Genomic DNA, 25,146 nt, shown 5'->3' with positions numbered 1-25,146 from the left:
CCGGTCTTGCTCCCGGGAGTACGCGCTGCAGGCCCCATCCATGGGGCCTCAGCGCTTGACGGGCATCCATGCCCGTCACCTCCCTCCGCAAAACCTCTGCTCGGCCTCCTGAAGTCGCGAAGATCAAGATCAAGATCAAGATCAAGATCAAGATCAAGAGCAAGAGCAAGAACAAGAGCAAGAGCAGGGCGCGTCTTCACAGGCGGTGCTTGGTCCACGTCGCGCGATGCGCGACAATAGCGATCATTTGCGGAGTCCCCCATGACTGATTTCACCCCCGACGCCATCCTCGACGCCACCGGCCTGAACTGCCCGGAACCGGTGATGATGCTGCACCAGCACGTGCGTAACCTGGCCGCTGGCGGCCTGCTCAAGGTCATCGCCACCGACCCCTCGACCCGCCGCGACATCCCCAAGTTCTGCAACTTCCTCGGCCACGAACTGCTGCAGCAGCAGGAAGACGCCGGTACCTTCCTGTACTGGATCCGCAAGAAAGCCGACTGAGCCGCTCTGGAACACACCCGGCGTTGCGCCTACACTGCGTTCCCCAGACAGGAGAGCGCCATGCTGATAGTTGCCGACGAGAACATCCCGCTGCTCGATGCCTTCTTCCAGGGGTTCGGCGAAATCCGCCGTTACCCCGGCCGAAGCCTCGATGCCGCCAGCGTAAAGGACGCCGACATCCTGCTGGTGCGCTCGGTGACCAAGGTCGACCGCCAGTTGCTCGAAGGCAGCCGCGTGCGCTTTGTCGGTACCTGCACCATCGGCACCGACCACCTCGACCTGAACTACTTTGCCGAGGCTGGCATCCACTGGAGCAGCGCACCTGGCTGCAATGCCCGCGGCGTGGTCGATTATGTGCTGGGCAGCCTGCTGACCCTGGCCGAACTGGATGGCGTGGCACTGCCCGAGCGCGTGTATGGTGTGGTGGGTGCGGGTGAGGTAGGTGGCCGCCTGGTGCGGGTGCTGCACGGCCTGGGCTGGAAGGTACTGGTATGTGACCCGCTGCGCCAGGCCGCCGAGGGCGGTGACTACGTCAGCCTCGAGACCATCCTGCAACAGTGCGATGTGATCAGCCTGCACACCCCCTTGCAGCGTGGCGGCGAGCACCCGACCTGGCACCTGCTGGGCCAGGCGCAGCTGGCGCAGTTGCGCCCCGGTGCCTGGCTGGTCAATGCCAGCCGTGGCCCGGTGGTGGACAACGCCGCCCTGCGCGAACTGCTGCTGGACCGCGAAGACCTGCATGCGGTGCTGGATGTGTGGGAGGGGGAGCCGCAGGTCGACCTGCAACTGGCCGACCTGTGTACGCTGGCTTCGCCGCACATTGCCGGCTACAGCCTCGACGGCCGCCAGCGTGGTACGGCGCAGATCTACCAGGCGCTGTGCCGCTTCCTCGGTGTGGATGAACAAGTGCAACTGGCCGACCTGCTGCCCCGGCCGCCGCTGGCGCAGATCGAGCTCGATGCCAGCACCGACCCGGCCTGGGCCTTGGCCACCTTGTGCCGTGCGGTATACGACCCACGTCGCGACGATGCCGATTTCCGCCGCAGCCTCAGCGACGACCCGCAGCAGCAGCGTGCAGCGTTCGACCAGTTGCGCAAGCAGTACCCGCCACGGCGCGAGATAGAGGGGCTGATGGTGCGCTTGCGCGGGGAGTCGCCGCAGTTGGCGCAGCTGGTAAGTGCCTTGGGTGGGGTGTTGGTCTGACAGCCTTTTGAAAGCTGTACCGGCCTCTTCGCGGGTACAGGATTCAGGCAAATAAAAACCCGGCGCAAGCGCCGGGTTGCAAGAATTCGCCGATCAACCTTTGCGTACGCGCTCGACCCGGCTTTCTTCCAGGGCCTTGCATGCCTGCTGGATCATCTGCTCGGTGATCGGTACTTCGCGCCCCTGGGCATCGATGATCGAACCGCACACCTGCGGCTGAGGGGTATTCCGGGGCTTCTGGTTGTCGCTGCCATGCTGCAAGCTCATGTATTGTCTCCTCATCAGGTTCAAGCGCAGGTTAACCCTGTGCCGTGACTGGCCTGTGACAGTACCTGCAGGGTCACGGCAGGCACAGTCCAACAGAAACGGCAGTAAAGCTCCATAGCCTGGTTAGACCGATAGGCTATAGCAACCCTGCAAGGGTTCCACAGGCGTGGATGAGTGGTAGGCTGCGGTTTCCCCGCCAATGTAGTCTGCGCCATGCCCGAATCGGTTTCCCCGCGCCAACGCCGCGCCCTGCGCCTGGGTTGGCAGTTTGTCCGTCCGTACCGTCGCCAGGTGCTGCTGGCCTTGCTGGCCCTGGTAGTCACCGCCGCCATCACCCTGTCCATGGGCCAGGGCATCCGCCTGCTGGTGGACCAGGGCTTCATGACCCGCTCCGCGCATCAGCTCAACCAGACCATTGGCCTGTTCCTGCTGTTGGTGGTGGCCCTGGCAGTGGGTACCTTCAGCCGCTTCTACCTGGTGTCGTGGATCGGCGAGCGCTGCGTGGCCGATATCCGTCGGGCCGTGTTCGACCACCTGATCGGCCTGCATCCCGGGTTTTTCGAAGACAACCGCAGCTCCGAGATCCAGTCGCGGCTGACCGCCGACACCACCTTGCTGCAATCGGTAATCGGCTCTTCGCTGTCGATGTTTCTGCGCAACGCGCTGATGGTCATCGGTGGCGTGGTATTGCTGTTCATCACCAACCCCAAGCTCACCAGCATCGTGGTGGTGGCCCTGCCACTGGTGCTGGCACCGATCCTGCTGTTCGGCCGCCGCGTACGCAGCCTGTCGCGGCAAAGCCAGGACCGGGTGGCGGATGTGGGTAGCTATGTGGCCGAGACCCTCGGACAGATCAAGACCGTGCAGGCCTACAACCACCAGGCGCATGACCGCCAGCTGTTCGCCGGTACGGTCGAAGCGGCGTTTGCCGTGGCCCGGCAGCGGATTGTCCAGCGTGCCTGGCTTATCACCTTGGTGATCGTGCTGGTTCTTGGAGCGGTGGGGGTGATGTTGTGGGTTGGCGGCATGGACGTGATCGCCGGGCGCATTTCTGCGGGCGAACTGGCCGCCTTTGTGTTCTACAGCCTGATCGTCGGCAGTGCGTTCGGCACCCTCAGCGAGGTGATTGGCGAGTTGCAGCGGGCGGCGGGCGCCGCCGAGCGCATTGCCGAACTGTTGGCGGCGCGCAGTGCGATCCTGCCGCCGGCCATGGCGCAGGTGCTGCCGCAGCAGCGGGCCAGTGGGCGTATCGAGCTGCAGCAGTTGGTGTTCGCCTACCCATCACGGCCCTCGGTGGCGGCTGTCGATGGCCTGAGCCTGGCCATCGAGCCGGGGCAGACCGTGGCGCTGGTGGGCCCGTCGGGGGCGGGCAAGTCGACCCTGTTCGATTTGTTGCTGCGCTTCTACGATCCCCAGCAGGGGCGCATCCTGCTTGATGGCCGGGCGATCACCGAGCTCGACCCCGATCACCTGCGCCATCAGTTCGCCCTGGTAGCACAGAACCCTTCGCTGTTTCGCGGCACGGTCGAGGCCAACATCCGCTATGGCCGGCCCGAGGCGACCCTGGCCGAGGTCGAGGCAGCGGCCCGAGGTGCTCATGCCGATGCATTCATCCGGCAATTGCCGCAGGGCTACCAGACACCGCTGGGCGAGGGCGGCATCGGCCTGTCTGGCGGTCAGCGGCAGCGCCTGGCCATTGCCCGTGCGTTGCTGGTCGATGCGCCGATCCTGTTGCTGGACGAAGCCACCAGCGCACTCGACGCGCAAAGCGAACACCTGATCCAGCAGGCGCTGCCCAGCCTGATGGCCGGGCGCACCACCCTGGTGATCGCCCATCGGCTGGCTACGGTCCAGCATGCCGACCGTATCGCGGTCATCGACAAGGGCCGGCTGGTGGCGGTGGGGACGCACCGCCAGTTGATCGAAGAGAGCCCACTGTATGCCCGGCTGGCGGCCCTGCAGTTCACCACGGGTTAGCTTGTCGTGGCTCTGTAACATTTCTGTAGTAATTGCCTGAGAGTATCTAGCTCAACTGTTGCGTAAGTGCTCGACCTGGCTGCCATTGCTTGATGGCAGCCTTTTTTTGGCCTGCCAGCAACCGGGCTGCGTTGCACCTTGTTGCCAGCTTGCGCGGCCCTACGGTCTTCCTCCTGCTTTCCGAGATCCAAGATGTTGCGTAAATCCCTCAGAGTGCAAATTCTCTCCCTGCTCGGCGGCAGTCTGGTGGCGATGTTGCTGATCGCCCTGGTGTGCTTCCAGTTCCTTTCCTCCAGCGTGCGCGGCTACGCCGAGCTGGTTGACGGGCCGCTGCGGGCCTCGCAACTGATTGACGAAGCCAACCTGCAGTTCAAGATTCAGGTGCAGGAATGGAAGAACGTGCTGCTGCGCGGGCGCCAGCCGGCTGACATGGACAAGTACTGGCAGCAGTTCCAGGCTCGCGAGCAGCAGGTGCAGAAACTGCTCGGACAATTGATCGACAGCAGCGACGCCAGGCTGAAGGCGCCGTTGCAGCAGCTGCGTGACAGCCACCGGCAGCTGGGCCAAGCCTATGCGCAGGGTCGCCAGGCATTCCTGGCGGCGGGCGGCGACCCTGTGGCAGGCGACCAGGCGGTCAAGGGCGTGGACCGCGCCGCCAGCGAGCAGATGAGCGAACTGGTCGAGCAATTGCGTGCCGAGGCCCTTCAGCACGCCGCCAGCCTCAGTGCTGGCGCCGAGCGCACGGTATGGGTGGGCCTGCTGGTGATGCTGGTCTCGGCCGTGCTGGTGGGGCTGCTCAGTCTGTGGTTGGTCAACCGCAGCCTGGTCGAGCCGATCCGCCAGTTGATCGACTATGTCGCGCAGCTTAGCCAGGGCCGCTTTGCCGCCCGGGTAGACAGCCGCCGCGAGGACGAACTGGGCCGCCTGGCGCGGGCCGCCAATACCCTGCGCGACTTCCTTGCCGACACGGTCGGCCGGCTGCAGGACAACGCCCAGGAACTGGAAGGCGCCAGTGGCCAGTTGCGCAGCATCGCCGGCGACATGGCCCGTGGTACCCACGACCAGTTCCAGCGCACCGACCAGGTGGCCACGGCCATGCACGAGATGTCCGCCACCGCCCAGGAAGTCGCCCGCCACGCCGCCGAGGCCGCCCGCGCGGCGGACGATGCCGACCACAGTGCCCAGGCGGGCGAGCAGGTGATGCAGCAGACCATCGACATCATCGGCGCGGTCAACCGCGAAATTGCCGGTACGGCGGCGGTGATACGCGACCTGGAGCATGACAGCACGCGCATTGGCAAAGTCCTCGAGGTGATCCGCGGTATTGCCGAGCAGACCAACCTGCTGGCGCTCAACGCGGCCATCGAAGCGGCCCGTGCCGGCGAGGCCGGGCGAGGTTTTGCGGTAGTCGCCGATGAAGTGCGCAGCCTGGCCCAGCGGACGGCGGCATCGATCGCCGAGATCCACCAGATCATCGAGGCGGTGCAATCGGGGGCGGTGGAGGCGGTCAAGGCCATCGAAAGCGGCCAGCAGCGCAGCGAGGAGGGTGCCGAGCAGGTGCAGCAAGCCGGGCAGATGCTGCAGCGTATCACCTTGGCAGTGGAAGCGATCCGCGACATGAACCGGCAGATCGCTACCGCGGCCGAAGAGCAGACCAGCGTGGCCGAGGACATCTCCTGCAACCTGATCGAAATCACCCGCATCGCCACGGCTAACCAGCAGGCCGTACAACATACCGAGCAGGCGGGGCAGCGCTTGCATGGATTGTCCGGGCAACTGGGCGAAGTCACCTCCCGCCTGAGCGCCTGATTTCAAGGGGCCGCTGCGCAGCCCATCGCCGGCAACCCAGCTCCCACCGCGGCTGTGCAGGCCTGCTCTTTGGGGGAGCTGGCTTGCCGGCGATGGGGCGCGTAGCGGCCCCAGGGGGAAACCCGCCATCTGACAGGGGCAAACTCTTCCCCACTGGCGGATTGTCGCCATGCGACCCGTCGCCGCCCCCCCGTATTTCACTGCTCCAGACTCAGTTGGCACGTTCCCTGCTCAAGGCGGCGCGCGTGTACACAACAACTGGATAACATCAATGAAGAAATTCCTGCTGACGTTCCTCTGCCTGGGCGTCATCGGCTGCTCCAAACCCGCGGAACCGGAAAAGACCGTCGACGTGCTGCTGATCGGCGGTGGCATCATGAGTGCCAGCCTGGGCACCTACCTCACCGAGCTGGAGCCTTCCTGGAAGGTCGACATCTACGAGCGCCTGGACCAGGTGGCCGAAGAAAGCTCCAACGCCTGGAACAACGCCGGTACCGGTCACTCCGCGTTCTGCGAGCTGAACTACACCAGCGTCGGCAAAGACGGCAGCATCGACATCAGCAAGGCTGTCGGGGTCAACGAGCAGTTCGAGGTGTCCAAGCAATTCTGGGCCCACCAGGTCGAGCAGGGTGTGCTGAGCAACCCGAAGTCGTTCATCAACAACGTGCCACACATGAGCTTTGTCTGGGGCGACGACAACGTTGCCTTCCTGCACAAGCGCGTCGACGCCCTGCAGCACAGCTCGCTGTTCCGCGGCATGGAAATCTCCGAAGACCACGAGCAGATCCGCAAGTGGGCACCGCTGGTGATGGAAGGCCGTGACCCGGGGCAGAAGGTCGCCGCCACGCGCATGGCCATTGGCACCGACGTGAACTTTGGCGAAATCACCCGCCAGCTGTTCGCCGCGATGACCCGCAACCCCAATGTGTCGCTGAACCTGCGCCATGAAGTGCGCGACATCGTGCGCAACGACGATGGTACCTGGCATGTGCGGGTGGCCGACCTGGCCAACGGCGGCGAGGAAAAGGCCGTCAACGCCCGTTTCGTGTTCATTGGTGCTGGTGGTGGTGCGCTGAAGCTGCTGCAGAAGTCGGGCATCCCCGAAGCCGAAGGCTATGCCGGCTTCCCGGTCGGCGGCCAGTTCCTGATGACCGACAACCCAGACCTGATCGCCCGCCACCAGGCCAAGCTGTACGGCAAGGCCTCGGTCGGCGCGCCGCCGATGTCGGTACCGCACCTGGACACGCGGATGATCGATGGCAAGCAGGTGCTGCTGTTCGGTCCGTTCGCCACCTTCTCCACCAAGTACCTCAAGCACGGCTCGCTGCTGGACATGTTCGCCTCGCTGAACAGCCACAACGTACTGCCGATGGTCAATGCCGGTATCGACAACATCGACCTCAGCACTTATCTGATGGGGCAGTTGATGCTCAGTTTCGATGACCGCATGAACGCGCTGCGCGAGTACTTCCCCAACGCCAAGAACGAAGACTGGAAGCTGCTGCAGGCCGGCCAGCGGGTTCAGGTGATCAAGAAGGACCCGGTACTGGGCGGTGTGCTGCAATTCGGTACAGAAGTGGTGGCGGCCCAGGACGGCAGCATCGCTGCGTTGCTGGGGGCATCGCCGGGCGCCTCGACCGCGGCGCCGATCATGCTGACCGTGCTGGAAAAGACCTTCAAGGACCGTATCCAGTCGCCAGCCTGGCAGGCCAGGCTCAAGGAAATCGTGCCGAGCTATGGCCAGAAGCTGAACAACAACCTGGCGCTGACCAACCAGACCCGGGCATGGAGCAGCGAGCGCCTGCAGTTGCTGTATGCGCCGGTGGAGGCCGAGCAAGCGTTATGACCGCTTGATGCAGCCCTTTGTAGGAGCGGCCTTGTGTCGCGAGAGGGCTGCGAAGCAGCCCCGGCGATATGTGCAACGATGCCGGGATCTGGGGCCGCTTTGCGGCCCATCGCGACACAAGGCCGCTCCTACAGGAACTTTTCGATGCACAACAAAAAGCCCGCACGAGGCGGGCTTTTTGACGAGGATTTGGTCGGAGAGACAGGATTCGAACCTGCGGCCTTCTCGTCCCGAACGAGACGCGCTACCTGGCTGCGCTACACTCCGATGAAGGAAATCCTACTGCATACTTTTTTTGCACGCAAGCCCTTGTTGTTAAAAGGGCCTTTGCAAAAAACAGGCTGCGATCAGAGCTCTTTGACGGTGCGGATCTGGTCCTTGTTCAGGCGCGTGCGCTTGCCGTCCAGCTGCTCGAATTCATAAAAACCGGAGTCTTCATCGAACTTCGGTGTGTCGGTGGCCTGGATTTCGCGACCGTCGTTCAGGGTAATGACGGTTGGCGATGCGCAGCCAGCGAGGGCGCCCAGGCCCAAGGCGAGCAGAAAGGCGGGTAGGGTCCGTTGAATCATCGTGTTTCTCCAGTGCGATGGTGCTAGATGACATTAAGACGCAGGGCGTCCACGCAAGTTCCGTCTACAGTGCAGCATAGCGGCAAACTTGTGGCATTGATCGAGAGCAAGGGCCACGGGCGTCACGCTGTGATGGGCGCGTGCTGTGTTATAACTGCGGCCATCCCATGTTCTTGTGACGGACCCCCATGAAAGCCAAGGCAGATACCCCATTCGTGCCGCTGAACATCGCCGTGCTCACGGTCAGCGACACCCGCACCTTCGACACCGATACTTCCGGCCAGCTGTTCGTCGACCGGCTGAGCGCGGCCGGTCATCGCCTGGCCGAGCGCGTGCTGCTGAAAGACGACTTGTACAAGATTCGCGCCCAGGTCGCCACCTGGATCGCCGATGACAGCGTGCAGGTGGTGCTGATCACCGGTGGCACCGGCTTTACCGGCCGCGACAGCACCCCCGAGGCCGTGGCCTGCCTGCTGGACAAGCAGGTAGAAGGCTTTGGTGAGCTGTTCCGGCAGATTTCCGTGGCCGACATCGGCACCTCCACGGTGCAGTCGCGGGCCCTGGCCGGGCTGGCCAACGGTACCCTGGTGTGCTGCCTGCCGGGTTCGACCAACGCGGTGCGCACCGGTTGGGACGGCATCCTCGCCGAGCAGCTGGATGCCCGCCATCGCCCGTGCAACTTCGTGCCGCACCTGAAGCAGGCAGCGGCCTGCGACAGCCGTGGTTGAGGTGCCCCAGGCCCGGCCGCTGATGCCGGTGGAACAGGCCCTGGAGCAGCTGCTGGCATTGGCCGAAGCGGCACCGATCCGCGACACCGAGAACCTGCCGCTGGCCGAAGCCGAGGGCCGTGTGCTGGCCACCGACCTGGTGGCCTCGCTCGACCTGCCACCGTGGCCGAACAGCGCCATGGACGGTTATGCCTTGCGTCTGGCCGACTGGCAGGGCAAACCCCTGCCGGTCAGCCAGCGGATTTTCGCCGGCCATGCGCCGCAGCCGCTGCAACCGGGCACCTGTGCGCGTATCTTCACCGGGGCGCCGCTGCCCGAAGGCGCCGACTGCGTCGAGATGCAGGAAAACACCCAAGTGGCGGAGGATGGCCGGGTACGCTTTCTTGAAGCGCTGAAGATCGGGCAGAACATTCGTCCCCAGGGCCAGGAAACCCGCAAGGGCGAACAGGTGATGAGCGCCGGCACCCGGCTTGGGCCGATCGAGCTGGGCCTGGCCGCGACCCTGGGCCACGGCCGGCTGGACGTGGTGCGCAAGGTGCGGGTGGCGGTGCTGTCCACCGGTGACGAACTGGTCGAACCCGGCCTGCCGCTGGGGCCGGGGCAGATCTACAACAGTAATCGCCGGCTGCTGGTCAGCTGGTTGCAGCGGCTGGGCTGCGACGTGGTCGATGCGGGCATCCTGCCGGATGACCTGGCACGCACCCGCAGCTGCCTGGCCGAGCTGGGCGATGTCGACCTGATCCTGTCCACCGGCGGTGTCTCGGTGGGGGAGGCCGACTACCTCGGCGCCGCCCTGCGCGAAGCCGGCGAGCTGGCCTTGTGGAAGCTGGCGATCAAACCGGGCAAGCCGCTGACCTTCGGCCACTTCCAGGGTGTGCCGGTAATCGGGCTGCCGGGTAACCCGGCCTCGACCCTGGTCACCTTCGGCCTGCTGACCCGGCCCTACCTGTTGCGGCGTCAGGGTGTGACCGATGTCACGCCGCTGCGCTTCGACATGCCGGCCGGCTTTGACTGGCCCAAGGCCGGCACGCGCCGCGAATACCTGCGCGCACGTATCGAACAGGGCCAGGTGCGCATCTACAAGAACCAGAGCTCTGGCGTGCTGCGCAGTGCGGCCTGGGCGGAGGGGTTGGTGGAGGTGCGCGAAGGCAGTACGCCGACGCGGGGGGACAGCGTGCCGTTCATTCCCTTCAGCGAACTACTTGGCTGAGCGGCCCAGCAAGGCACTGCCCAGTGGCGCCGCCTCGACCGGTGCCGCCTGGGCCAGGCGCATGTGCACGTTCTCCAGTTGCTGGGCGGCCACGCTCCAGTCATGTCGCTGGCGGGCGAACTGGCGCCCGGCAGCGCTCAACTGGCTCATGCGCCAAGGCTGGTTGAGCAACTGGGTGATCAGCAGGGCAAGCTGGTCGCCATCCTCACTGCCCAGGTAGTGCTCACCGTTGTTCGCGGTCAGGCCTGAAACGCCTTTGCCGGTGGTGATCACCGGTAAGCCCGCGGCCATCGCTTCGAGGATCTTCACCTTGGAGCCACCGGCATAGCGCAGCGGTGCGAAGAACAGCGCCGAACGCCGCTGCAGCTCACGCAAGTCGGGGCGGTAGCCGAACCATTCGATGCGCGGGTCGTTCCAGTGCAGTTTCCAGCTGGCGGGCATGGCATGCCCGGCAATCGCCAGGCGCACCGCCGGGTTGCTCATCCAGACCTGCGGCATGATGTCTTCCAGCGCCCATTCGATGGCCTCCAGGTTCGCGCCATACTCGAAGTTGCCAACGAACAGCAAGCGCTGGCTGTGCAGCGCAGGTTGCACGTGCTGGTAGAAATCACAATCCACGCCATTGACCACCACGTTCACCGGGCGTCCACTGATCTGCGCGATCAGCTCGGCATCGTGGGTGCTGACCACCACCAGTTCGGTTGGTTGGCGCAATACTCGCTGTTCCCAGCGTCGATAGCGCCAGCGGTCGAAGGCGTTGAGCGGGCGCAGCCATAGCGGCAGGCGATCGTGGCTGGCGCCACCCATAACCGATTCCAGGGTGTGTTCGCTGAGCATGTACGGCAGTCCGCGTGCCTGCAAGGCCTTTTCGAAGGGTTGAAAACTGTAGCTGTGCTCGATCTGGATCACATCCCAGGGTTCGTCAAGCAATTGCTCGAAGCGGTGCCGCAGGCAAGGAGCCAGGCCATTGATGATTGCCCGCATGGGGTAGGCGATGATTGGCGAGGCCAGCAGGTTGAGCGGGCTGTGCAGGGGGCGACGGGGCAGCACGATCAGGCGCTCGAGCAGCGGTTCCAGGGCCTCGCGGGCGGCATCGCCCAGCGGGATCTTCGATTGCACCAGCAGGGTAATCCGGTGACCCCGCTGTGCCAGGGCGCGTATCAGGTGGTATTGCCGTGTCTTGCTGCCGCTGGTGGTCGGCCAGGGTAGGTACGGCAGTGTCCAGAGAATGCGCATGACCCGAAATCCTCGCTAAAGGCTGCGGATAGCAAGACGCGCCCTTGGGCAGCAGTGGTAGAACCACTGCCGGGGGCGCGTCCGTGGCAATAAAGTGTATCTGCTGAGCATAGCCGGGCATTGCCAGGCGTGGGGAAAAGACTGGCCGCTCCCACAAAATCGACCGCGTTGGCCTGCTATTTTTTGGGATGCATGCAACGATCCGCGGTTGCGAAGGGTCGAGATCTGGGTTGATCACTTCACGGAGGCGCACACATGCAAGGGCGCAAGGCAATGCTGATCCTGCATGGCAAGCAGGCCATGAACGAAGACGTGCGCAGCGCCGTGCATGGCTTGCGCGATAGTGGCTGGGTACTGGATGTGCGGGTCACCTGGGAGGCCGGTGACGCCCAGCGCCTGGTCACCGAGGCCCTGGCTGCCGGCTACGGCCATATCGTCGCCGGAGGTGGGGATGGCACGTTGCGTGATGTCGCCGAGGCCATGGGGCTTGCAGGTACTCAGGCCAGCCTGGCGTTGTTGCCGCTGGGTACGGCCAACGATTTTGCCAAGGCCGCCGGCATACCCCTGGAGCCTGCCACTGCACTGGCCTTGCTGAACATACCCGCGCGGCCAATAGACCTGGGCCAGGCCGGTGACCAGTTGTTCCTCAACATGGCCACGGGCGGTTTTGGCAGCCAGGTCACGGCCAATACCTCCGAAGACCTGAAGAAAGTGCTGGGCGCTGCCGCCTACCTGTTCACTGGCTTGTCGCGTTTCAGCGAACTGCAGGCAGCCTCGGTCGAGCTGCGAGGGCCGGGTTTCGACTGGCAGGGTGACCTGCTGGCGCTGGGGATCGGCAACGGTCGCCAGGCCGGGGGTGGGCAAGTGCTGTGCCCCGAGGCCCTGGTGGATGATGGCTTGCTCGATATCGCCATCCTGCCGGCACCTCAGGAGATGGTCGGGGCGCTGCGTGAACTGTTGGCTGGCAACGGGTTGTTGGTCAGGGCCAGGTTGCCCTGGGTCGAGATCAAGTGCTCGCAAGGGTTGGACATCAACCTGGATGGCGAGCCGGTGCAGGCCGACAAGTTGCGCTTCAAGGCCAGGCCCGCTGCGCTGCGCCTGCACTTGCCAGAGGGGTCGCCGTTGCTCAGTCGTCCAGGCTGATGATTTTCTCGCGCACTGCGAACAGCACCAGGCCGGCCACATCATGGATCTGCAGGCGTTTCATGATTTGCGAGCGGTGGGTTTCCACGGTCTTGATCGACAGGCCCAGCCCGGTGGCGATTTCTCGCGTGGACTTGCCACGCACGATCAGGCGCAGGATCTCCAGCTGTCGCGCCGTGAGGTTATGCCGCTCGCCTGCGGGTTGCTTGCCCTGCCTGGTGTGCAGAAGCGCCTGGTTGATGACCGTATGGGCGATGGCCGGGCTGAGGTAGCGCTCGCCATTGCGCACCGCGGTAAGGGCCTGTTCCAGTTCGGTGGCGCTGGTGTCCTTGAGCAGGTAGCCGTGTGCGCCGCTTTCCAGGGCCCGCATGATCAGGTCCGGGTCGGTGTGCATCGACAGGATCAGCACCTTGCAGGTGCTGCCGCTGGCGCGCAGTTGGGTGAGGGCGTCCAGCCCGCTGGTGGAGCGCATGGAGATGTCCAGCAGGACAATGTCCGGTGCCAGCGTACGCACCTGTTCGAGCAACTGGCTGCCATCGTCGGCTTCACCGATCACATCATAGCCAGGGATGTCGCAGACCAGTGCGCGCACCCCGGCGCGGATCAGCGAGTGGTCGTCTACCAGCAGCAGCCTACAGGTCATGGGTTGCAGTACTCCTGGCGCGTTCCTGGGTGCGCGGTGGCCATGGGAACATCGCCTCGATGTGCGTGCCCAGGCCAAGCTGGCTGGTGATGTCCAGGCTGCCCTGCAGCGCGGTTACCCGCTCCTGCATGCCGGCCAAGCCCCGCTGGCCTGCTTCGGCCGGTTGCCTGGCTGGCACGAAACCGCGTCCATCGTCGTGGATCGACAACGCCAACCCCTCAGGCGTGCGCTGCAGGCGGACGACAAGGTTGCGAGCCTGGGCGTGGCGCAGCATGTTGGTCACGGCTTCCTGGGTGATGCGGAAAACCGCCATGGCCACGGCCTCGTCGATGCCGCCCAGGCGCTGGTTGCACGCCAGGCTCCAGTGCACGCCGCTGTTGCCCAGGGTACGCACCAGGTGTGCGCGCAGGCTGGCTTCCAGGCCCAGGCTGGCCAACTGCCGAGGGTTGAGCAGGGCGGAGACATCGCGCACGTTGCCCAGGGTGTCGTCCAGCGTGCTGCGCAGCGCGTCGCAGTGGCCTTGCAGGTCATCGGGCATGCGCTTTTGCAGCCACTGCAACTGCAATTTGGCGGCGGTGAGCAACTGGCCGATGTCATCGTGCAATTCCCGGCTCAGATGCTGGCGCTCGTCTTCCTGGACCTTGAGCATGCGCTCGGCCAACTCCGCCGGGCGCAGGTTGATCGACCTGGCGCCCATGGCCAGGTGCACCACAGCGCCCAGCGTGGCGGCCAACTGCAGCAGCAGCAGGCTGGTCGGGATCGCCTGGTCGGCCAGGTACAGCGACAGGTTGGCGACCAGCGACGCCATGCACAGCCCGACCGTCGTCCAGCGCAGCAGGGTTGTGCGGGAGCAGCACTGCAAAGAAGTCTTCAAGCGTGGGGACATAGGTAGGGAAGCCACTGAAGTATTGCTGATGGAGGCCTTGCACAATCCATGTCAGAGGCTTTGGAGCAGTACTTTCTATTTTCTTTCGAACACGTGATCCTGCGACCTTGCTGCAGGTTGCAAGCGTTTGTGGGGGCGCATGTTACCACTTCGCAGTGCATTGGTCGCGGTCGGGTAAAGGTATGAAACGCCGGCGGGGCGGGCGCGGGAGAGTAGCAAAGTGCCACTTGGCTTTATTGTGCAGCAGGCACTTGCCATGGAACTTGCGCGCTGTTGATTCAACTTGGCCACCGGCAACCTGGAAACTTTCGAGAACTTTCCAAGTTCGACCTGGGTGGGCCTGAATAAACGTGCCCAGCTGCATTTCAAACCAGTTCAATAGGTGGCAGATGAGCGGCCGGAGTGCGTGCTGCCTGCCGTCTCGGTATGCGGGTGGATGCACACGCTGCCTTGCTCGTTACAAGGCGTGCAGGGTAGTGCAAACGGTTGCTGCACGGCCTTGGCCAGTTCACCCAGCAGCACCAGCTGTTCACCGATGTCCAGGTTGAGCCGCCCGGTGCAAGGGTCGACCAGTTCCAGCTGCCAGGCCAGCAGGGTCAGGCAGGCCCCTACTGCGGGCAAAGCTTCGCGCTGCAGGCAACCGCCCTGGCAGGCCGGGGCCAGCAACTGCTGCAGAGCGGTGGTGTAATGGGCGACTTCGCGCAGGCCAAGGTGTGCGGCCTGTCGAGCGAGGTTGTCGAGGGCGTTGTCCAGGCAGCGGCAGGCATCCGGGTCATTGTCGATCAATTCCAGATGCTGCAGGCATTCCTGGGCCTGGGTCAGCAGTACCTGGGCATCCAGCAGGAACCCCTGCAGGGCGTTATCGAACGGCAAGGCGCTGTCCATCATGAAGCCCCCGCGTGTGGGGTAGGCGCAAGGGACGGGCACGCCAATACGATAGCTAGCAAAAGCCTGACTCCATTCATGCAATGAGAATGGCGTCACATTAATGGCTAAAGGATATCGCGAACATCAGGTTGCGCCCGATTGTGGCTAAGGGTTTCCCTGATAAGGGCCTCAGGTGGGGAACTTTTGCCGTCCCGCTGAATCATTCGCGCTTCCCGCAGTAAAGCATGATGGTAATGTGATATCAATTGCCTTCACGGCATTTTCCCGCAAGGGTCAAGGTGTGCGTGAAGCCGCCGATACAGGGTGGATGATTTCACTTTTTCCGACTCAAGCCTGGGGGCTTTCCAATGGCTGGCATTCTCGACACGGTAGACCAACGCACGCAACTGGTGGGTGAGAACCGCCTGGAAATCCTGATGTTTCGCCTGGCCGGCCGCCAGCTGTTCGCAATCAACGTGTTCAAGGTGCAGGAAGTGCTGCAACTGCCCAAGCTGACCCTGATGCCCCAGCGCCATGCTTTCGTCTGCGGTGTGGTCAACCTGCGCGGCCAGACCCTGCCGGTGATCGACCTGTCCCAGGCGATCGGCATGCGCCCGCTGCAGCCGGGGCCGGACAGCACCATCATCGTCACCGAATACAACCGCTCGGTGCAGGCCTTCCTGGTGGGCGGTGTCGACCGCATCGTCAACATGAACTGGGAAGCGATCATGCCGCCGCCATCCAGCGCCGGACGCCAGCATTATCTGACCGCCATCACCAAGGTCGATGACAAGCTGGTGGAAGTGATCGATGTGGAGAAGGTGCTGGCCGAGATTGTGCCGTACAACGCCCGGGTTTCCGGCGACAAGCTCGCCGACCCGGTGCTGGCCCGGGCTCGCGGCCGCGAAGTGCTGCTGGTGGACGACTCCAGCGTGGCCCTGGCGCAATTGCGCGACACCCTGTCCCAGTTGGGCGTGAAGTTGCACGTGGCCAGTGATGGCCTGAAGGCGCTGCGCATGCTAAAGGGCTGGGCTGACGCAGGAGAGAACGTGTGCGAGAAGTTGCTGATGGTGTTCACCGACGCCGAGATGCCGGAAATGGACGGCTACCGTTTGACCACCGAGATCCGTGGCGATGCCCGTTTGCGCCAGCTGTACGTGGTGTTGCACACCTCGCTGTCGGGTAGTTTCAACGAGTCCATGGTGAAGAAGGTGGGCTGCGACAACTTCCTGTCCAAGTTCCAGCCCGATCGCCTTGTCGACGTGGTCAAGCAACGTCTGTTGCTGGACGCCGCTACCGCGTGATTCCAGCCCCTGCCGGGTATAAGCTTGGCGTTTTGGCATGACGCGAGGCGGCAGGGATGTTTCTCAGTGAGCTGTATCGGTACCCGGTGAAGTCGGGGCAGGCCCAACGCTTGCAAGCTTCGCCGGTGGGGTTGCTGGGGGTGCACGGCGACCGGCGCTGGATGGTGGTGGAGGAAGAAAACGGACGCTTCCTTACCCAGCGCGCCTGGCCTCAGCTTGGCCGGATCAAGGCAAGCGATGATGACAGTGGCCAGTTGCTGCTGGAAGCACCTGGGCAGGCACCGTTGTGGGTGCCTGTGCCACCTGCCGATGATGCCCTGCGCGGCGTGACCATCTGGCGCGATACCCTGCGTGTGCCGGATGCGGGCGATGCGGCGGCGGCCTGGCTGAGCCAGTTGCTGGGCAAGGCCGTGCGCCTGGTGCATTGCCCGGAGCAGCGCGCGCGTTACCTGCCCAATGGCTACGGCTTCAACAGTGACCGGGCGGCGTTCCCGGACGGTTTCCCGTTGTTGCTGATCGGCCAGGGTTCGCTGGACGAACTCGACCGGCGTATCGGCCGGCCCATGGAGATGCTGCGCTTTCGGCCCAACCTGGTGGTGCAGGGGGCTGAGCCGTTTGCCGAAGATGGCTGGAAGCGGATTCGTATCGGCAGCCTGGAGTTTCGCGTGCTCAAGCCCAGTGTGCGCTGCATCTTTACCACCATCGACCCGGCAACCGGCGAGCGCAGCGAGGACCGCGAGCCGATGGCCACGCTCAGGACCTTCCGCGAGAAAGAAGGGGATGTGCTGTTCGGGCAAAACCTGGCGGTGGATGGCAGCGGGTGGCTGGAGGTAGGGATGCAGGTCGAAATCCTGGAGTAGCTGTGTTGCCTGTGCCGGCCTCTTCGCGGGTATTGCACCGGGTTTGAATGCGGTGCAGTACCTGTGAGAGCGGGTTTACCCGCGAAGGGGTTGGAACAGGCTCACCAGCGATCACATGTCATCGAAATACCGCTCATGCCAATCCACCAGCGGCTGCGGCGAGTTCAGCTTCTGCCCGTAGATCACCGAATACGACAGCACGTTCTGCACATACTGGCGCGTTTCGTCGAACGGGATCGATTCCACCCACACATCGAAGCTCAGGTGCTTGGCGCCTTTGAGCCACTGCCGCACACGCCCGGGGCCGGCGTTGTAGGCTGCCGAAGCGAGCACCCGGTTGCCGTTGAACTGACTGTGTACCTGGCTCAGGTAGGCCGCACCCAGCTGGATGTTCTTGTCCGGGTTGAACACCTGCGCCGGTGATGCCAGCGGGATGCTGAACTTTCGCGCGGTTTCCTTGGCCGTGGCCGGCATCAACTGCATCAGGCCGCTGGCACCCACCGGGGAGCGTGCATCCTCCATGAACGCGCTTTCCTGGCGGGTAATGGCGAATACCCAGCTCGAATGCAGGCCGCGGACCTTGGCCTCGCGCACCAGTGTGTCGCGGTGGGCCATCGGGAAGCGGATGTCCAGGTCGTCCCAGTACTGTGCCTGGCTGATGGTGCGAATGGCCGGGAAGTACCAGCGCAGGTCGTACCCCAGGCGTGCCTGGGCGACCATTTCGTCGCGGCTGAAGTGGCGGCTGACGTGGTACCACTCGCGGCGGCCTTCGACGATCTGGCCGCGAGCGTGGAACTCCAGGGCACGGCGGATGCCCGGGGTATTGCGTACCTTGTTGACCAACTGTGGGCTGAGCACCAGCGGCTTGTTGTTCAGCTGGTAAGGGGTCTGTGCCCGGTCGGCGGCGAGGAAACCGTAGAAGTCACGCTCGCGCGCCACGGTCTTGTACAGCAGCGGGATCTGTGGGTTGTTCGGTTGCGCCAGCTCCAGGCTGCGCGCCTGCCAGTACTTCCAGCGGCTGCTGCTGGCCAGGTCCTGGGGCAGGCGGCGGGTCAGCTCGTAGGCGTCCTCCCAGCGGCCCAGGCGCAGCAGCAGGCGCAGGCGCCATTCGCTGACGGTGTTATCACGCAGTTCGGGGTCGTAGCGGGTCATCAGGTCGAGCGCGCGCGGGTCGTAGCGGCGCGCAAGGGTCAGGCCGATTTCGCGGGCGATGGCCACCTTCTCGTCTCGGGAAAAGTGCATGCGCTGGGCGTAGTCGTCGAGCAGTGTCATGGCCCGCTCCGGGTCCTGTCGGGCCAGGCGGCGCAGGCCGAGGCTGACCACGTCGGACATGGCTTCGTTGACCGGGGTGAAGCGCGACGGCTGGTTGAGCAGCTCGGGTTTTTGCGCCACATCGACCAGCAGGCGCCCCTGTGGGGCGAGAGTGGTCAGGGTCTTGACCAGGTTGTTGGCCAGGCCGTAGTTGCGCGCCTGGGCCGCCAGCTTGGTGCGTTGCCAGCGCTTGGCCTCGGTCAGCTGGCCCTCGGCCGCCCACATGCCGAACAGCGTGTCGCAGGTGGCCGGCTGCGACTTGCCGACGTTCCACAGTTTTTCGGCCGTGGCAAAGCCCTCGGCGCGCAGGCCGTGGCTGAGCTGGTACTGGCCGTTGAGGCAATCCAGTTCGGTGAAATTGAGCTTGGGGTCGTAGTACTTGACGAAGGTGTTCCATTCGCCGCGTTCGGCCAGCCAGCGCAACCAGCGCAGTTTCATCCAGTTGGCCTGGGGCAGGTCGCCATGCTTGGCGAGGAAGCCTTCGATTTCCTGATTGCTGGCGGTTTTCAGGCGGGCGGTGAGTTCGTCGTAGGCCAGGTAGGGCGTCAGCGGGTAGTCGCTGAGGGCCTGGGCATAGCGCAGGTACGGGCCTTTGTCACCTTTGGCCAGCGCGCGCTTGGCCTCGTCATAGTATTGGCGTTGCAGGGTAAGGTCGGCGGCCTGCGCCGCGCAGGTAGCGGCGGTGAGCAGCAGGCAGGATGCAATATGTAACAGGCGGCTGCGCATGATACGTCCGGGCAGTTGAACCATGGGGAAGTGACGGCGGAGCCAGCACTGTTGGAAGCTATTGCCTTAGCTTAGCTGTTTGCCGGCCGCGGGTGAAAGCACTGTGCTTGTATCGGGATATTAAGTTCGACCAGATGTCGCAAAGCCCTCGCCGGTTGGCCAGGCGGATGCCGTCGGGGGCCAAGTCAGGTAGAATGCGCGCCCGATTTATGGAGACCAACATGACCCTGCTCAAATTCAGCGATGTGTCCCTCGCATTCGGCGCCATGCCGCTGCTGGACAAAGTGTCCTGGCAGATCGCTCGTGGCGAGCGGGTGTGCATCATCGGCCGCAACGGCACCGGCAAGTCGAGCATGCTGCGCCTGGTCAAGGGCGAGCAGAAGGGCGACGACGGCGAAATCTGGCGTGCCCCGGGCCTGAAGATCGGCGAGCTGCCGCAGGAGCTTCCGGTGGCCGACGAACGCACGGTGTTCGACGTGGTGGCCGCAGGGCTGGATGGCGTTGGCGATCTGCTGGCGCAGTTCCACCACCTGAGCCTGAACATCCAGGGCGATGAAGACCTGGAAAAACTCATGCACGTCCAGCACGAGCTGGAAGCCCGTGACGGCTGGCGCTTGCAGCAGGTGGTGGAAAGCACCCTGAGCCGCCTGCAACTGCCGGCCGACAAGACCCTGGCCGAACTGTCCGGTGGCTGGCGCCGACGCGTGCTGCTGGCCCAGGCGCTGGTGTCGGAACCCGACCTGCTGCTGCTCGACGAGCCGACCAACCACCTGGACATCGGTGCCATCGCCTGGCTCGAAGAGGCACTTCGCGGCTTCAACGGCGCGGTGCTGTTCATCACCCACGACCGTTCCTTCCTGCAGAATCTGGCCACCCGCATCCTCGAACTGGATCGCGGCGGCCTGATTGACTGGAACGGCGACTATGCCAGCTTCCTGGTGCACAAGGAGGCCGCGCTGGCCGCCGAAGAAACCGCCAACGCATTGTTCGACAAGCGCCTGGCCCAGGAAGAAGTGTGGATCCGCCAAGGCATCAAGGCCCGCCGTACCCGCAACGAAGGCCGCGTGCGCGCGCTGAAGGCCCTGCGTGTGGAGCGTAGCGAACGCCGCGAACGCCAGGGCAAGGCCAACATCCAGATCGAGGCGGCGGAAAAGTCCGGCAAGCAGGTGATGGTGCTGGAAAACGTCAGCTTCCATCACCCCGACGGGCCTGTGCTGGTCAAGGACTTCTCCATGGTCCTGCAGCGTGAGGACCGCATCGGCCTGCTGGGCGCCAACGGTACCGGCAAGACCACCCTGCTCAAGCTGATGCTCGGCGACCTGGAGCCGACCGCCGGCAAGGTCGAGCGCGGCACCAAGCTGGAAGTGGCCTATTTCGACCAGATGCGTCACCAGCTCGACCTGGAAAAGACCGTTATCGACAACCTGGCCGAAGGCCGCGACTTCATCGAGATCGACGGCCAGAACCGCCATGTGCTGAGCTACCTGGGCGATTTCCTGTTCAGCCCTCAGCGTGCCCGTACGCCGGTCAAGGCGCTGTCGGGTGGCGAGCGTGCACGGCTGTTGCTGGCCAAGCTGTTCAGCAAGCCGGCCAACCTGCTGGTGCTTGACGAACCGACCAACGACCTGGACGTGGAAACCCTCGAGCTGCTCGAGGAGGTGCTGTCCAACTACAAGGGCACCGTGCTGATGGTCAGCCACGACCGGGCCTTCCTCGACAACGTCGTCACCAGCACCCTGGTGTTCGAAGGCGAGGGCAAGGTGCGTGAATACGTTGGTGGTTACGAGGACTGGATTCGCCAGGGTGGCTCGCCGAAGCTGCTGGGCGTGACCGAGAGCAAGGGCGGCAAGTCCGAGCTCAACAGCGCGGTGGTGGAGAAGGTCGAGGCCAAGCCGGCGCCTGCCCCTGTTGCAGTGGTGGCCGATGGTTCGAAAAAGAAGCTCAGCTACAAGCTGCAGCGTGAGCTGGAAATGCTGCCGGGGCAGATCGACGAACTGGAGCAGCGCATGGCCGAGGCCCAGGAAGAAGTGAATGCGGCGGGCTTCTATCAGCGGCCTATTGCGGAAACCTCGGCGGTGCTGGCCAAGATCGAGAAGCTGCAGGGTGAGCTGGATGTATTGGTAGAGCGCTGGGCCGAGCTGGAAGGCTGACCAGCGTCAGCCTGATTCGGCCTCTTCGCGGGTGAACCCGCTCCCACAAGGACCGCACCGCAGTTGAACGCGGTACAGTACCTGTGGGAGCGGGTTCACCCGCGAAATGGCCGGCACAGGTTGAATCATTCCTTCTTCTGCAACCGCACCGCCAGTACATCGCACGGCGCGCCATGCAGCACGTCATTGGCCGTAGAGCCCAGTAGCAATGCCAGGCCGTGACGGCCATGGCTGCCGACCACGATCAGGTCGCACTTCTGGTCCTTGGCCAGCTGGTGGATTTCCTGGCGCGGCTGGCCATAGGTCAGGTGCGAGTCGCCGCGGTGGATGTCCGGGTATTTGTTGAACAGGCGGTCCATGCGTTCCTTGGCCTGGTCGAACTGCTGCTGTTGCAGCTGCGACAGGTCCATCGGTACGTCACCGCCGAACGCCATGGCCATCGGCTCGACGATGTGTACCAGCGAAACTTTGGCATTCGACGGTGCGGCCAGCGCCATGGCACGTTTGATCACCGGGTCGCATTCTTCGGTCAGGTCGACGGCGACCAGAAGATGTTCGTAGGACATGAGCGGAACTCCTGACAATCGCGATAGAAGAAGTATGGTCGCTTTCGGGCGGGTCTTCCGTGAAAAATGGCTAACCAGCTCATTTGCAACGTTTTATGGGAACTACAGATATGACGGTATTGCTGGTGGTGTCAATCCTGGCGCTGATTCTCAGCCCGCTTTCGTGGCTGCGCACCTCGCGCAAGCAGAGCGAGCAGATGAAGTTGCGCCTGGAGGCTCGGCGCATGGGTTTGGCCATGCAGCTGGCGCCGCAGCAGTGGCCGCACTGGCTGGAAAAGGAGCCGCCGAGCCCGTGCCCGCAATACCACCGGGCACGTCGCCGCGGGCATGAGGACAGCTTCAGCTTCTGGCAGATAACCCCGGGGGTGTGGTGGAACCAGTGGCGTGAACCCTGTGAGGACCCACGCTTCATGGAGGCCTTGGCGCGCTTGCCGGCGAGTGTCTACAAGGTCGAGGCCGATGCGCGCATGATCGCGCTGTACTGGACCGAGCGGGGCGATACGGCTGTGTTGCAGGATGTTGCCTACGTCCTCGAAACCCTGGCCTGAGACCTGCCTTTGCGCAGCCTGTGTGGGAGCGGGTTTACCCGCGAAGAAGGCGACGCGGTGGATGGCACCGGCTTTGCCGGTGTTCGCGGGTAAACCCGCTCCCACAGGGCCCCGCTAAGCCCTACCATTGGTCTTCTCATCCGAAGGCAAGCACAAAACGACAAAGCGGCGGCTTGGCCGATCCCCTGAAGGGGTGGGGTGCCAAGTCGCCGCTTTGCGTTCTGCTGCGCAGAAAAGGCCAGGCAGGCCGGGTATGCATTCAAGCAAGTGCCAGTGTAGCCGTTCGAGGTCGCCGTGCAAGGCAGAGCTGCAACATTCGCCTGCGGTTCATGGTCAATCGCCGACATGAATGGTCAACAATCACTGTCATCATGTTTTGTACCAGGACGCTACAAAATGACCGGAAAGTCGTGTTTTCACCATGCTCGCGAGCATTTGACAACGCTGATCTTTTCGGAGAATGTGTGCACACCCAAATCAAACGGGCGTATGAATTGAGCGTTTGTATGTCATGACGCCAAGCCATACTTCCGACTAGCGCGCTGACGGGTGTGCCTGGGGCAGGGCAGCTAGGCCTGCTTTTGCTGCAGCGATCGGCGTGTACTGTTCAGCTTCCATATCGTGGAGATCAGTTGATGATTTACGAAGGTAAAGCCATCACGGTTAAGGCTCTTGAAAGTGGCATCGTCGAGCTCAAGTTCGACCTCAAGGGTGAGTCCGTCAACAAGTTCAACCGCCTGACCCTGAACGAACTGCGCCAGGCCGTCGATGCCATCCAGGCCGACGCCTCGGTCAAGGGCGTGATCGTCAGCAGTGGCAAGGACGTGTTCATCGTCGGCGCCGACATCACCGAGTTCGTCGACAACTTCAAGCTGCCCGAGGCCGAACTGGTCGCCGGCAACCTGGAAGCCAACCGCATCTTCAACGCCTTCGAAGACCTCGAAGTGCCGACCGTCGCCGCCATCAACGGCATCGCGCTGGGCGGCGGCCTGGAAATGTGCCTGGCCGCCGACTACCGGGTCATGTCCACCAGCGCCAAGATCGGCCTGCCGGAAGTCAAGCTGGGTATCTACCCGGGCTTCGGCGGTACCGTGCGCCTGCCGCGCCTGATCGGTTCGGACAACGCCATCGAATGGATCGCCGCCGGCAAGGAAAACCGTGCCGAAGACGCCCTGAAAGTGGGTGCCGTCGACGCCGTGGTCGCGCCTGAGCTGTTGATGGCCGGTGCTCTTGACCTGGTCAAGCGCGCCATCAGTGGCGAGCTGGACTACAAGGCCAAGCGTCAGCCAAAACTGGAAAAGCTCAAGCTCAACGCCATCGAGCAGATGATGGCCTTCGAGACTGCCAAGGGCTTCGTCGCTGGCCAGGCCGGCCCGAACTACCCGGCCCCGGTCGAAGCCATCAAGACCATCCAGAAGGCCGCCAACTTCGGCCGTGACAAGGCCCTGGAAGTCGAAGCCGCAGGCTTCGCGAAGCTGGCCAAGACCTCGGTTGCCGAGAGCCTGATCGGCCTGTTCCTCAACGACCAGGAACTCAAGCGCAAGGCCAAGGCGCATGACGAAATCGCCCGCGACGTGAAGCAGGCCGCCGTGCTCGGCGCCGGCATCATGGGGGGCGGCATCGCCTACCAGTCGGCGGTCAAGGGCACCCCGATCCTGATGAAGGACATCCGCGAGGAAGCCATCCAGCTGGGCCTGAACGAGGCCTCCAAGCTGCTCGGTAACCGTGTCGAGAAGGGCCGCCTGACCCCGGCCAAGATGGCCGAGGCACTCAACGCCATTCGCCCGACCCTGTCCTACGGCGACTTCGCCAATGTCGACATCGTCGTCGAGGCCGTGGTCGAGAACCCGAAAGTCAAGCAGGCCGTGCTGGCTGAAGTGGAAGCCCAGGTGAAGGAAGATGCGATCCTCGCTTCCAACACCTCGACCATTTCCATCAACCTGCTGGCCAAGGCGCTCAAGCGCCCGGAAAACTTCGTCGGCATGCACTTCTTCAACCCGGTGCACATGATGCCGCTGGTGGAAGTCATCCGTGGCGAGAAGTCCAGTGAAGTGGCGGTCGCCACCACCGTGGCCTACGCCAAGAAAATGGGCAAGAACCCGATCGTGGTCAACGACTGCCCGGGCTTTCTGGTCAACCGCGTGCTGTTCCCGTACTTCGGCGGCTTCGCCAAGCTGGTAAGCGCCGGTGTCGACTTCGTGCGTATCGACAAGGTCATGGAAAAGTTCGGCTGGCCGATGGGCCCGGCGTACCTGATGGACGTGGTCGGCATCGACACCGGCCACCACGGCCGTGACGTGATGGCCGAAGGCTTCCCGGACCGCATGAAGGACGAGCGTCGCTCGGCCGTTGACGCACTGTACGAGGCCAACCGCCTGGGCCAGAAGAACGGCAAGGGCTTCTACGCCTACGAAACCGACAAGCGCGGCAAGCCGAAGAAGGTCGCCGATGCCACCGTGCTCGACGTGCTCAAGCCGATCGTCTTCGAGCAGCGTGAAGTCACCGACGAAGACATCATCAACTGGATGATGATCCCGCTGTGCCTGGAGACTGTGCGCTGCCTGGAAGACGGCATCGTCGAAACCGCCGCCGAAGCTGACATGGGTCTGGTCTACGGCATTGGCTTCCCTCCCTTCCGCGGTGGTGCGCTGCGCTACATCGACTCGATCGGTGTGGCCGAATTCGTTGCCCTGGCCGATCAATACGCCGACCTGGGGCCGCTGTACCACCCGACCGCCAAGCTGCGTGAAATGGCCAAGAACGGCCAGCGCTTCTTCAACTGAGCGGTCAACG

At 63.8% G+C, this 25,146-nt stretch carries 21 protein-coding genes, 1 tRNA gene and 1 pseudogene; 14 read left to right on the top strand and 9 right to left on the bottom strand.

Annotated elements, in window-relative coordinates; translation table 11 throughout:
- The first annotated feature begins 261 nt into the window (after positions 1-261).
- The gene (gene tusA, locus IRZ77_RS20345) at positions 262-504 is read left to right on the top strand and encodes a sulfurtransferase TusA (RefSeq protein WP_003248727.1); all 243 of its coding nucleotides are present in this window, start codon (positions 262-264) and stop codon (positions 502-504) included.
- Positions 505-564: 60 nt separating this feature from the next.
- Positions 565-1,707 (top strand): 4-phosphoerythronate dehydrogenase PdxB, encoded by a 1,143-nt coding sequence (gene pdxB / locus IRZ77_RS20340; RefSeq protein WP_046615831.1) that lies wholly within the window; start codon positions 565-567, stop codon positions 1,705-1,707.
- Between the two features lie 93 nt (positions 1,708-1,800).
- On the opposite strand, the gene IRZ77_RS20335 is transcribed toward pdxB, so the two are convergent.
- A complete protein-coding gene (locus IRZ77_RS20335; protein WP_173015109.1) occupies positions 1,801-1,974 on the bottom strand; it encodes a PA1571 family protein in 174 nt (57 codons plus the stop codon).
- A gap of 213 nt (positions 1,975-2,187) precedes the next feature.
- On the opposite strand from IRZ77_RS20335, the gene IRZ77_RS20330 reads away from it, so the two are divergent.
- The 4 genes and pseudogenes from IRZ77_RS20330 (at position 2,188) to mqo (ending at position 7,606) form a co-directional block, all read left to right on the top strand.
- Positions 2,188-3,951 carry an ABC transporter transmembrane domain-containing protein gene (locus IRZ77_RS20330; protein WP_196174277.1) on the top strand — a complete coding sequence of 588 codons (1,764 nt, stop codon included), beginning with the start codon at positions 2,188-2,190 and terminating at the stop codon, positions 3,949-3,951.
- A 192-nt stretch (positions 3,952-4,143) separates the two neighbouring features.
- A pseudogene (locus IRZ77_RS27380) lies at positions 4,144-4,827 on the top strand (methyl-accepting chemotaxis protein); the annotation flags it as partial.
- A gap of 165 nt (positions 4,828-4,992) precedes the next feature.
- A complete protein-coding gene (locus tag IRZ77_RS27375) occupies positions 4,993-5,760 on the top strand; it encodes a methyl-accepting chemotaxis protein (protein ID WP_408003949.1) in 768 nt (255 codons plus the stop codon).
- Between the two features lie 271 nt (positions 5,761-6,031).
- A complete protein-coding gene (gene mqo, locus IRZ77_RS20320) occupies positions 6,032-7,606 on the top strand; it encodes a malate dehydrogenase (quinone) (RefSeq protein ID WP_046615834.1) in 1,575 nt (524 codons plus the stop codon).
- A gap of 190 nt (positions 7,607-7,796) precedes the next feature.
- Here the strand turns inward: mqo and IRZ77_RS20315 are convergent.
- Together IRZ77_RS20315 and IRZ77_RS20310 are read right to left on the bottom strand one after the other, a co-directional pair.
- A tRNA-Pro gene (locus tag IRZ77_RS20315) sits at positions 7,797-7,873 on the bottom strand.
- Between the two features lie 80 nt (positions 7,874-7,953).
- Complete coding sequence (locus IRZ77_RS20310; RefSeq protein WP_025338312.1) at positions 7,954-8,175, bottom strand: YgdI/YgdR family lipoprotein; 222 nt, start codon at positions 8,173-8,175, stop codon at positions 7,954-7,956.
- Between the two features lie 188 nt (positions 8,176-8,363).
- Between IRZ77_RS20310 and moaB the strand changes: the two genes are divergently transcribed.
- The gene (gene moaB / locus IRZ77_RS20305) at positions 8,364-8,903 is read left to right on the top strand and encodes a molybdenum cofactor biosynthesis protein B (RefSeq protein WP_025338313.1); all 540 of its coding nucleotides are present in this window, start codon (positions 8,364-8,366) and stop codon (positions 8,901-8,903) included.
- 22 nt (positions 8,904-8,925) lie between these two features.
- Positions 8,926-10,113, top strand: a complete 1,188-nt coding sequence (locus IRZ77_RS20300) for a molybdopterin molybdotransferase MoeA (protein ID WP_196174279.1) — start codon at positions 8,926-8,928, stop codon at positions 10,111-10,113.
- Here IRZ77_RS20300 and IRZ77_RS20295 read toward each other — a convergent pair.
- The gene (locus tag IRZ77_RS20295; RefSeq protein ID WP_046615835.1) at positions 10,102-11,349 is read right to left on the bottom strand and encodes a glycosyltransferase family 4 protein; all 1,248 of its coding nucleotides are present in this window, start codon (positions 11,347-11,349) and stop codon (positions 10,102-10,104) included. The two genes, IRZ77_RS20300 and IRZ77_RS20295, sit on opposite strands and share 12 nt — an antisense overlap.
- A 255-nt stretch (positions 11,350-11,604) precedes the next feature.
- Here IRZ77_RS20295 and yegS point away from each other — a divergent pair, with 255 nt between their 5' ends.
- Entirely contained in the window at positions 11,605-12,492 is an 888-nt protein-coding gene (gene yegS, locus IRZ77_RS20290; protein WP_046615836.1) for a lipid kinase YegS, read from the top strand.
- Here the strand turns inward: yegS and IRZ77_RS20285 are convergent.
- The 3 genes from IRZ77_RS20285 to IRZ77_RS20275 all read right to left on the bottom strand — a co-directional run bounded on the left by IRZ77_RS20285 (position 12,476) and on the right by IRZ77_RS20275 (position 14,906).
- The gene (locus IRZ77_RS20285; RefSeq protein ID WP_046615837.1) at positions 12,476-13,135 is read right to left on the bottom strand and encodes a response regulator; all 660 of its coding nucleotides are present in this window, start codon (positions 13,133-13,135) and stop codon (positions 12,476-12,478) included. The genes yegS and IRZ77_RS20285 overlap by 17 nt on opposite strands.
- The gene (locus IRZ77_RS20280; RefSeq protein WP_108481386.1) at positions 13,125-14,021 is read right to left on the bottom strand and encodes a sensor histidine kinase; all 897 of its coding nucleotides are present in this window, start codon (positions 14,019-14,021) and stop codon (positions 13,125-13,127) included. The genes IRZ77_RS20285 and IRZ77_RS20280 overlap by 11 nt, the downstream gene beginning before the upstream one ends.
- Positions 14,022-14,396: 375 nt before the next feature.
- A complete protein-coding gene (locus IRZ77_RS20275; protein WP_135002813.1) occupies positions 14,397-14,906 on the bottom strand; it encodes a histidine kinase in 510 nt (169 codons plus the stop codon).
- A gap of 350 nt (positions 14,907-15,256) precedes the next feature.
- On the opposite strand from IRZ77_RS20275, the gene IRZ77_RS20270 reads away from it, so the two are divergent.
- Positions 15,257-16,192 (top strand): chemotaxis protein CheV, encoded by a 936-nt coding sequence (locus IRZ77_RS20270; protein WP_046615839.1) that lies wholly within the window; start codon positions 15,257-15,259, stop codon positions 16,190-16,192.
- A 56-nt stretch (positions 16,193-16,248) separates the two neighbouring features.
- The gene (locus IRZ77_RS20265; RefSeq protein WP_046615840.1) at positions 16,249-17,052 is read left to right on the top strand and encodes an MOSC domain-containing protein; all 804 of its coding nucleotides are present in this window, start codon (positions 16,249-16,251) and stop codon (positions 17,050-17,052) included.
- Positions 17,053-17,163: 111 nt separating this feature from the next.
- Here IRZ77_RS20265 and IRZ77_RS20260 read toward each other — a convergent pair whose 3' ends face one another.
- Positions 17,164-19,089: a transglycosylase SLT domain-containing protein gene (locus tag IRZ77_RS20260; protein WP_108481385.1), complete on the bottom strand. Its 1,926-nt coding sequence runs from the start codon at positions 19,087-19,089 to the stop codon at positions 17,164-17,166.
- A gap of 221 nt (positions 19,090-19,310) precedes the next feature.
- Between IRZ77_RS20260 and IRZ77_RS20255 the strand changes: the two genes are divergently transcribed.
- A complete protein-coding gene (locus tag IRZ77_RS20255) occupies positions 19,311-21,239 on the top strand; it encodes an ATP-binding cassette domain-containing protein (protein WP_046615842.1) in 1,929 nt (642 codons plus the stop codon).
- Between the two features lie 125 nt (positions 21,240-21,364).
- Here IRZ77_RS20255 and IRZ77_RS20250 read toward each other — a convergent pair whose 3' ends face one another.
- Positions 21,365-21,805, bottom strand: coding sequence for a universal stress protein (locus tag IRZ77_RS20250; RefSeq protein WP_013971709.1), 441 nt, complete (start codon positions 21,803-21,805; stop codon positions 21,365-21,367).
- Between the two features lie 110 nt (positions 21,806-21,915).
- Here IRZ77_RS20250 and IRZ77_RS20245 point away from each other — a divergent pair, with 110 nt between their 5' ends.
- Both IRZ77_RS20245 and fadB read left to right on the top strand, forming a co-directional pair.
- Positions 21,916-22,353 carry a hypothetical protein gene (locus IRZ77_RS20245; protein ID WP_046615843.1) on the top strand — a complete coding sequence of 146 codons (438 nt, stop codon included), beginning with the start codon at positions 21,916-21,918 and terminating at the stop codon, positions 22,351-22,353.
- 635 nt (positions 22,354-22,988) lie between these two features.
- Entirely contained in the window at positions 22,989-25,136 is a 2,148-nt protein-coding gene (gene fadB, locus IRZ77_RS20240) for a fatty acid oxidation complex subunit alpha FadB (RefSeq protein ID WP_046615844.1), read from the top strand.
- Positions 25,137-25,146 lie beyond the last annotated feature (10 nt).

The organism is Pseudomonas pudica, from assembly GCF_015680405.1.
Taxonomy (GTDB): domain Bacteria; phylum Pseudomonadota; class Gammaproteobacteria; order Pseudomonadales; family Pseudomonadaceae; genus Aquipseudomonas; species Aquipseudomonas pudica.
This window is presented reverse-complemented; position numbering and strand designations above follow the sequence as displayed.

What these genes read in the sequence shown, in the direction of transcription:
- tusA (WP_003248727.1), top strand. Translation starts at nt 262, where the DNA reads ATGACTGATTTCACCCCCGACGCCATCCTCGACGCCACCGGCCTGAAC.
- pdxB (WP_046615831.1), top strand. Translation starts at nt 565, where the DNA reads ATGCTGATAGTTGCCGACGAGAACATCCCGCTGCTCGATGCCTTCTTC.
- IRZ77_RS20335 (WP_173015109.1), bottom strand. Translation starts at nt 1,974, where the DNA reads ATGAGCTTGCAGCATGGCAGCGACAACCAGAAGCCCCGGAATACCCCT.
- IRZ77_RS20330 (WP_196174277.1), top strand. Translation starts at nt 2,188, where the DNA reads ATGCCCGAATCGGTTTCCCCGCGCCAACGCCGCGCCCTGCGCCTGGGT.
- IRZ77_RS27375 (WP_408003949.1), top strand. Translation starts at nt 4,993, where the DNA reads ATGGCCCGTGGTACCCACGACCAGTTCCAGCGCACCGACCAGGTGGCC.
- mqo (WP_046615834.1), top strand. Translation starts at nt 6,032, where the DNA reads ATGAAGAAATTCCTGCTGACGTTCCTCTGCCTGGGCGTCATCGGCTGC.
- IRZ77_RS20310 (WP_025338312.1), bottom strand. Translation starts at nt 8,175, where the DNA reads ATGATTCAACGGACCCTACCCGCCTTTCTGCTCGCCTTGGGCCTGGGC.
- moaB (WP_025338313.1), top strand. Translation starts at nt 8,364, where the DNA reads ATGAAAGCCAAGGCAGATACCCCATTCGTGCCGCTGAACATCGCCGTG.
- IRZ77_RS20300 (WP_196174279.1), top strand. Translation starts at nt 8,926, where the DNA reads ATGCCGGTGGAACAGGCCCTGGAGCAGCTGCTGGCATTGGCCGAAGCG.
- IRZ77_RS20295 (WP_046615835.1), bottom strand. Translation starts at nt 11,349, where the DNA reads ATGCGCATTCTCTGGACACTGCCGTACCTACCCTGGCCGACCACCAGC.
- yegS (WP_046615836.1), top strand. Translation starts at nt 11,605, where the DNA reads ATGCAAGGGCGCAAGGCAATGCTGATCCTGCATGGCAAGCAGGCCATG.
- IRZ77_RS20285 (WP_046615837.1), bottom strand. Translation starts at nt 13,135, where the DNA reads ATGACCTGTAGGCTGCTGCTGGTAGACGACCACTCGCTGATCCGCGCC.
- IRZ77_RS20280 (WP_108481386.1), bottom strand. Translation starts at nt 14,021, where the DNA reads ATGTCCCCACGCTTGAAGACTTCTTTGCAGTGCTGCTCCCGCACAACC.
- IRZ77_RS20275 (WP_135002813.1), bottom strand. Translation starts at nt 14,906, where the DNA reads ATGGACAGCGCCTTGCCGTTCGATAACGCCCTGCAGGGGTTCCTGCTG.
- IRZ77_RS20270 (WP_046615839.1), top strand. Translation starts at nt 15,257, where the DNA reads ATGGCTGGCATTCTCGACACGGTAGACCAACGCACGCAACTGGTGGGT.
- IRZ77_RS20265 (WP_046615840.1), top strand. Translation starts at nt 16,249, where the DNA reads ATGTTTCTCAGTGAGCTGTATCGGTACCCGGTGAAGTCGGGGCAGGCC.
- IRZ77_RS20260 (WP_108481385.1), bottom strand. Translation starts at nt 19,089, where the DNA reads ATGCGCAGCCGCCTGTTACATATTGCATCCTGCCTGCTGCTCACCGCC.
- IRZ77_RS20255 (WP_046615842.1), top strand. Translation starts at nt 19,311, where the DNA reads ATGACCCTGCTCAAATTCAGCGATGTGTCCCTCGCATTCGGCGCCATG.
- IRZ77_RS20250 (WP_013971709.1), bottom strand. Translation starts at nt 21,805, where the DNA reads ATGTCCTACGAACATCTTCTGGTCGCCGTCGACCTGACCGAAGAATGC.
- IRZ77_RS20245 (WP_046615843.1), top strand. Translation starts at nt 21,916, where the DNA reads ATGACGGTATTGCTGGTGGTGTCAATCCTGGCGCTGATTCTCAGCCCG.
- fadB (WP_046615844.1), top strand. Translation starts at nt 22,989, where the DNA reads ATGATTTACGAAGGTAAAGCCATCACGGTTAAGGCTCTTGAAAGTGGC.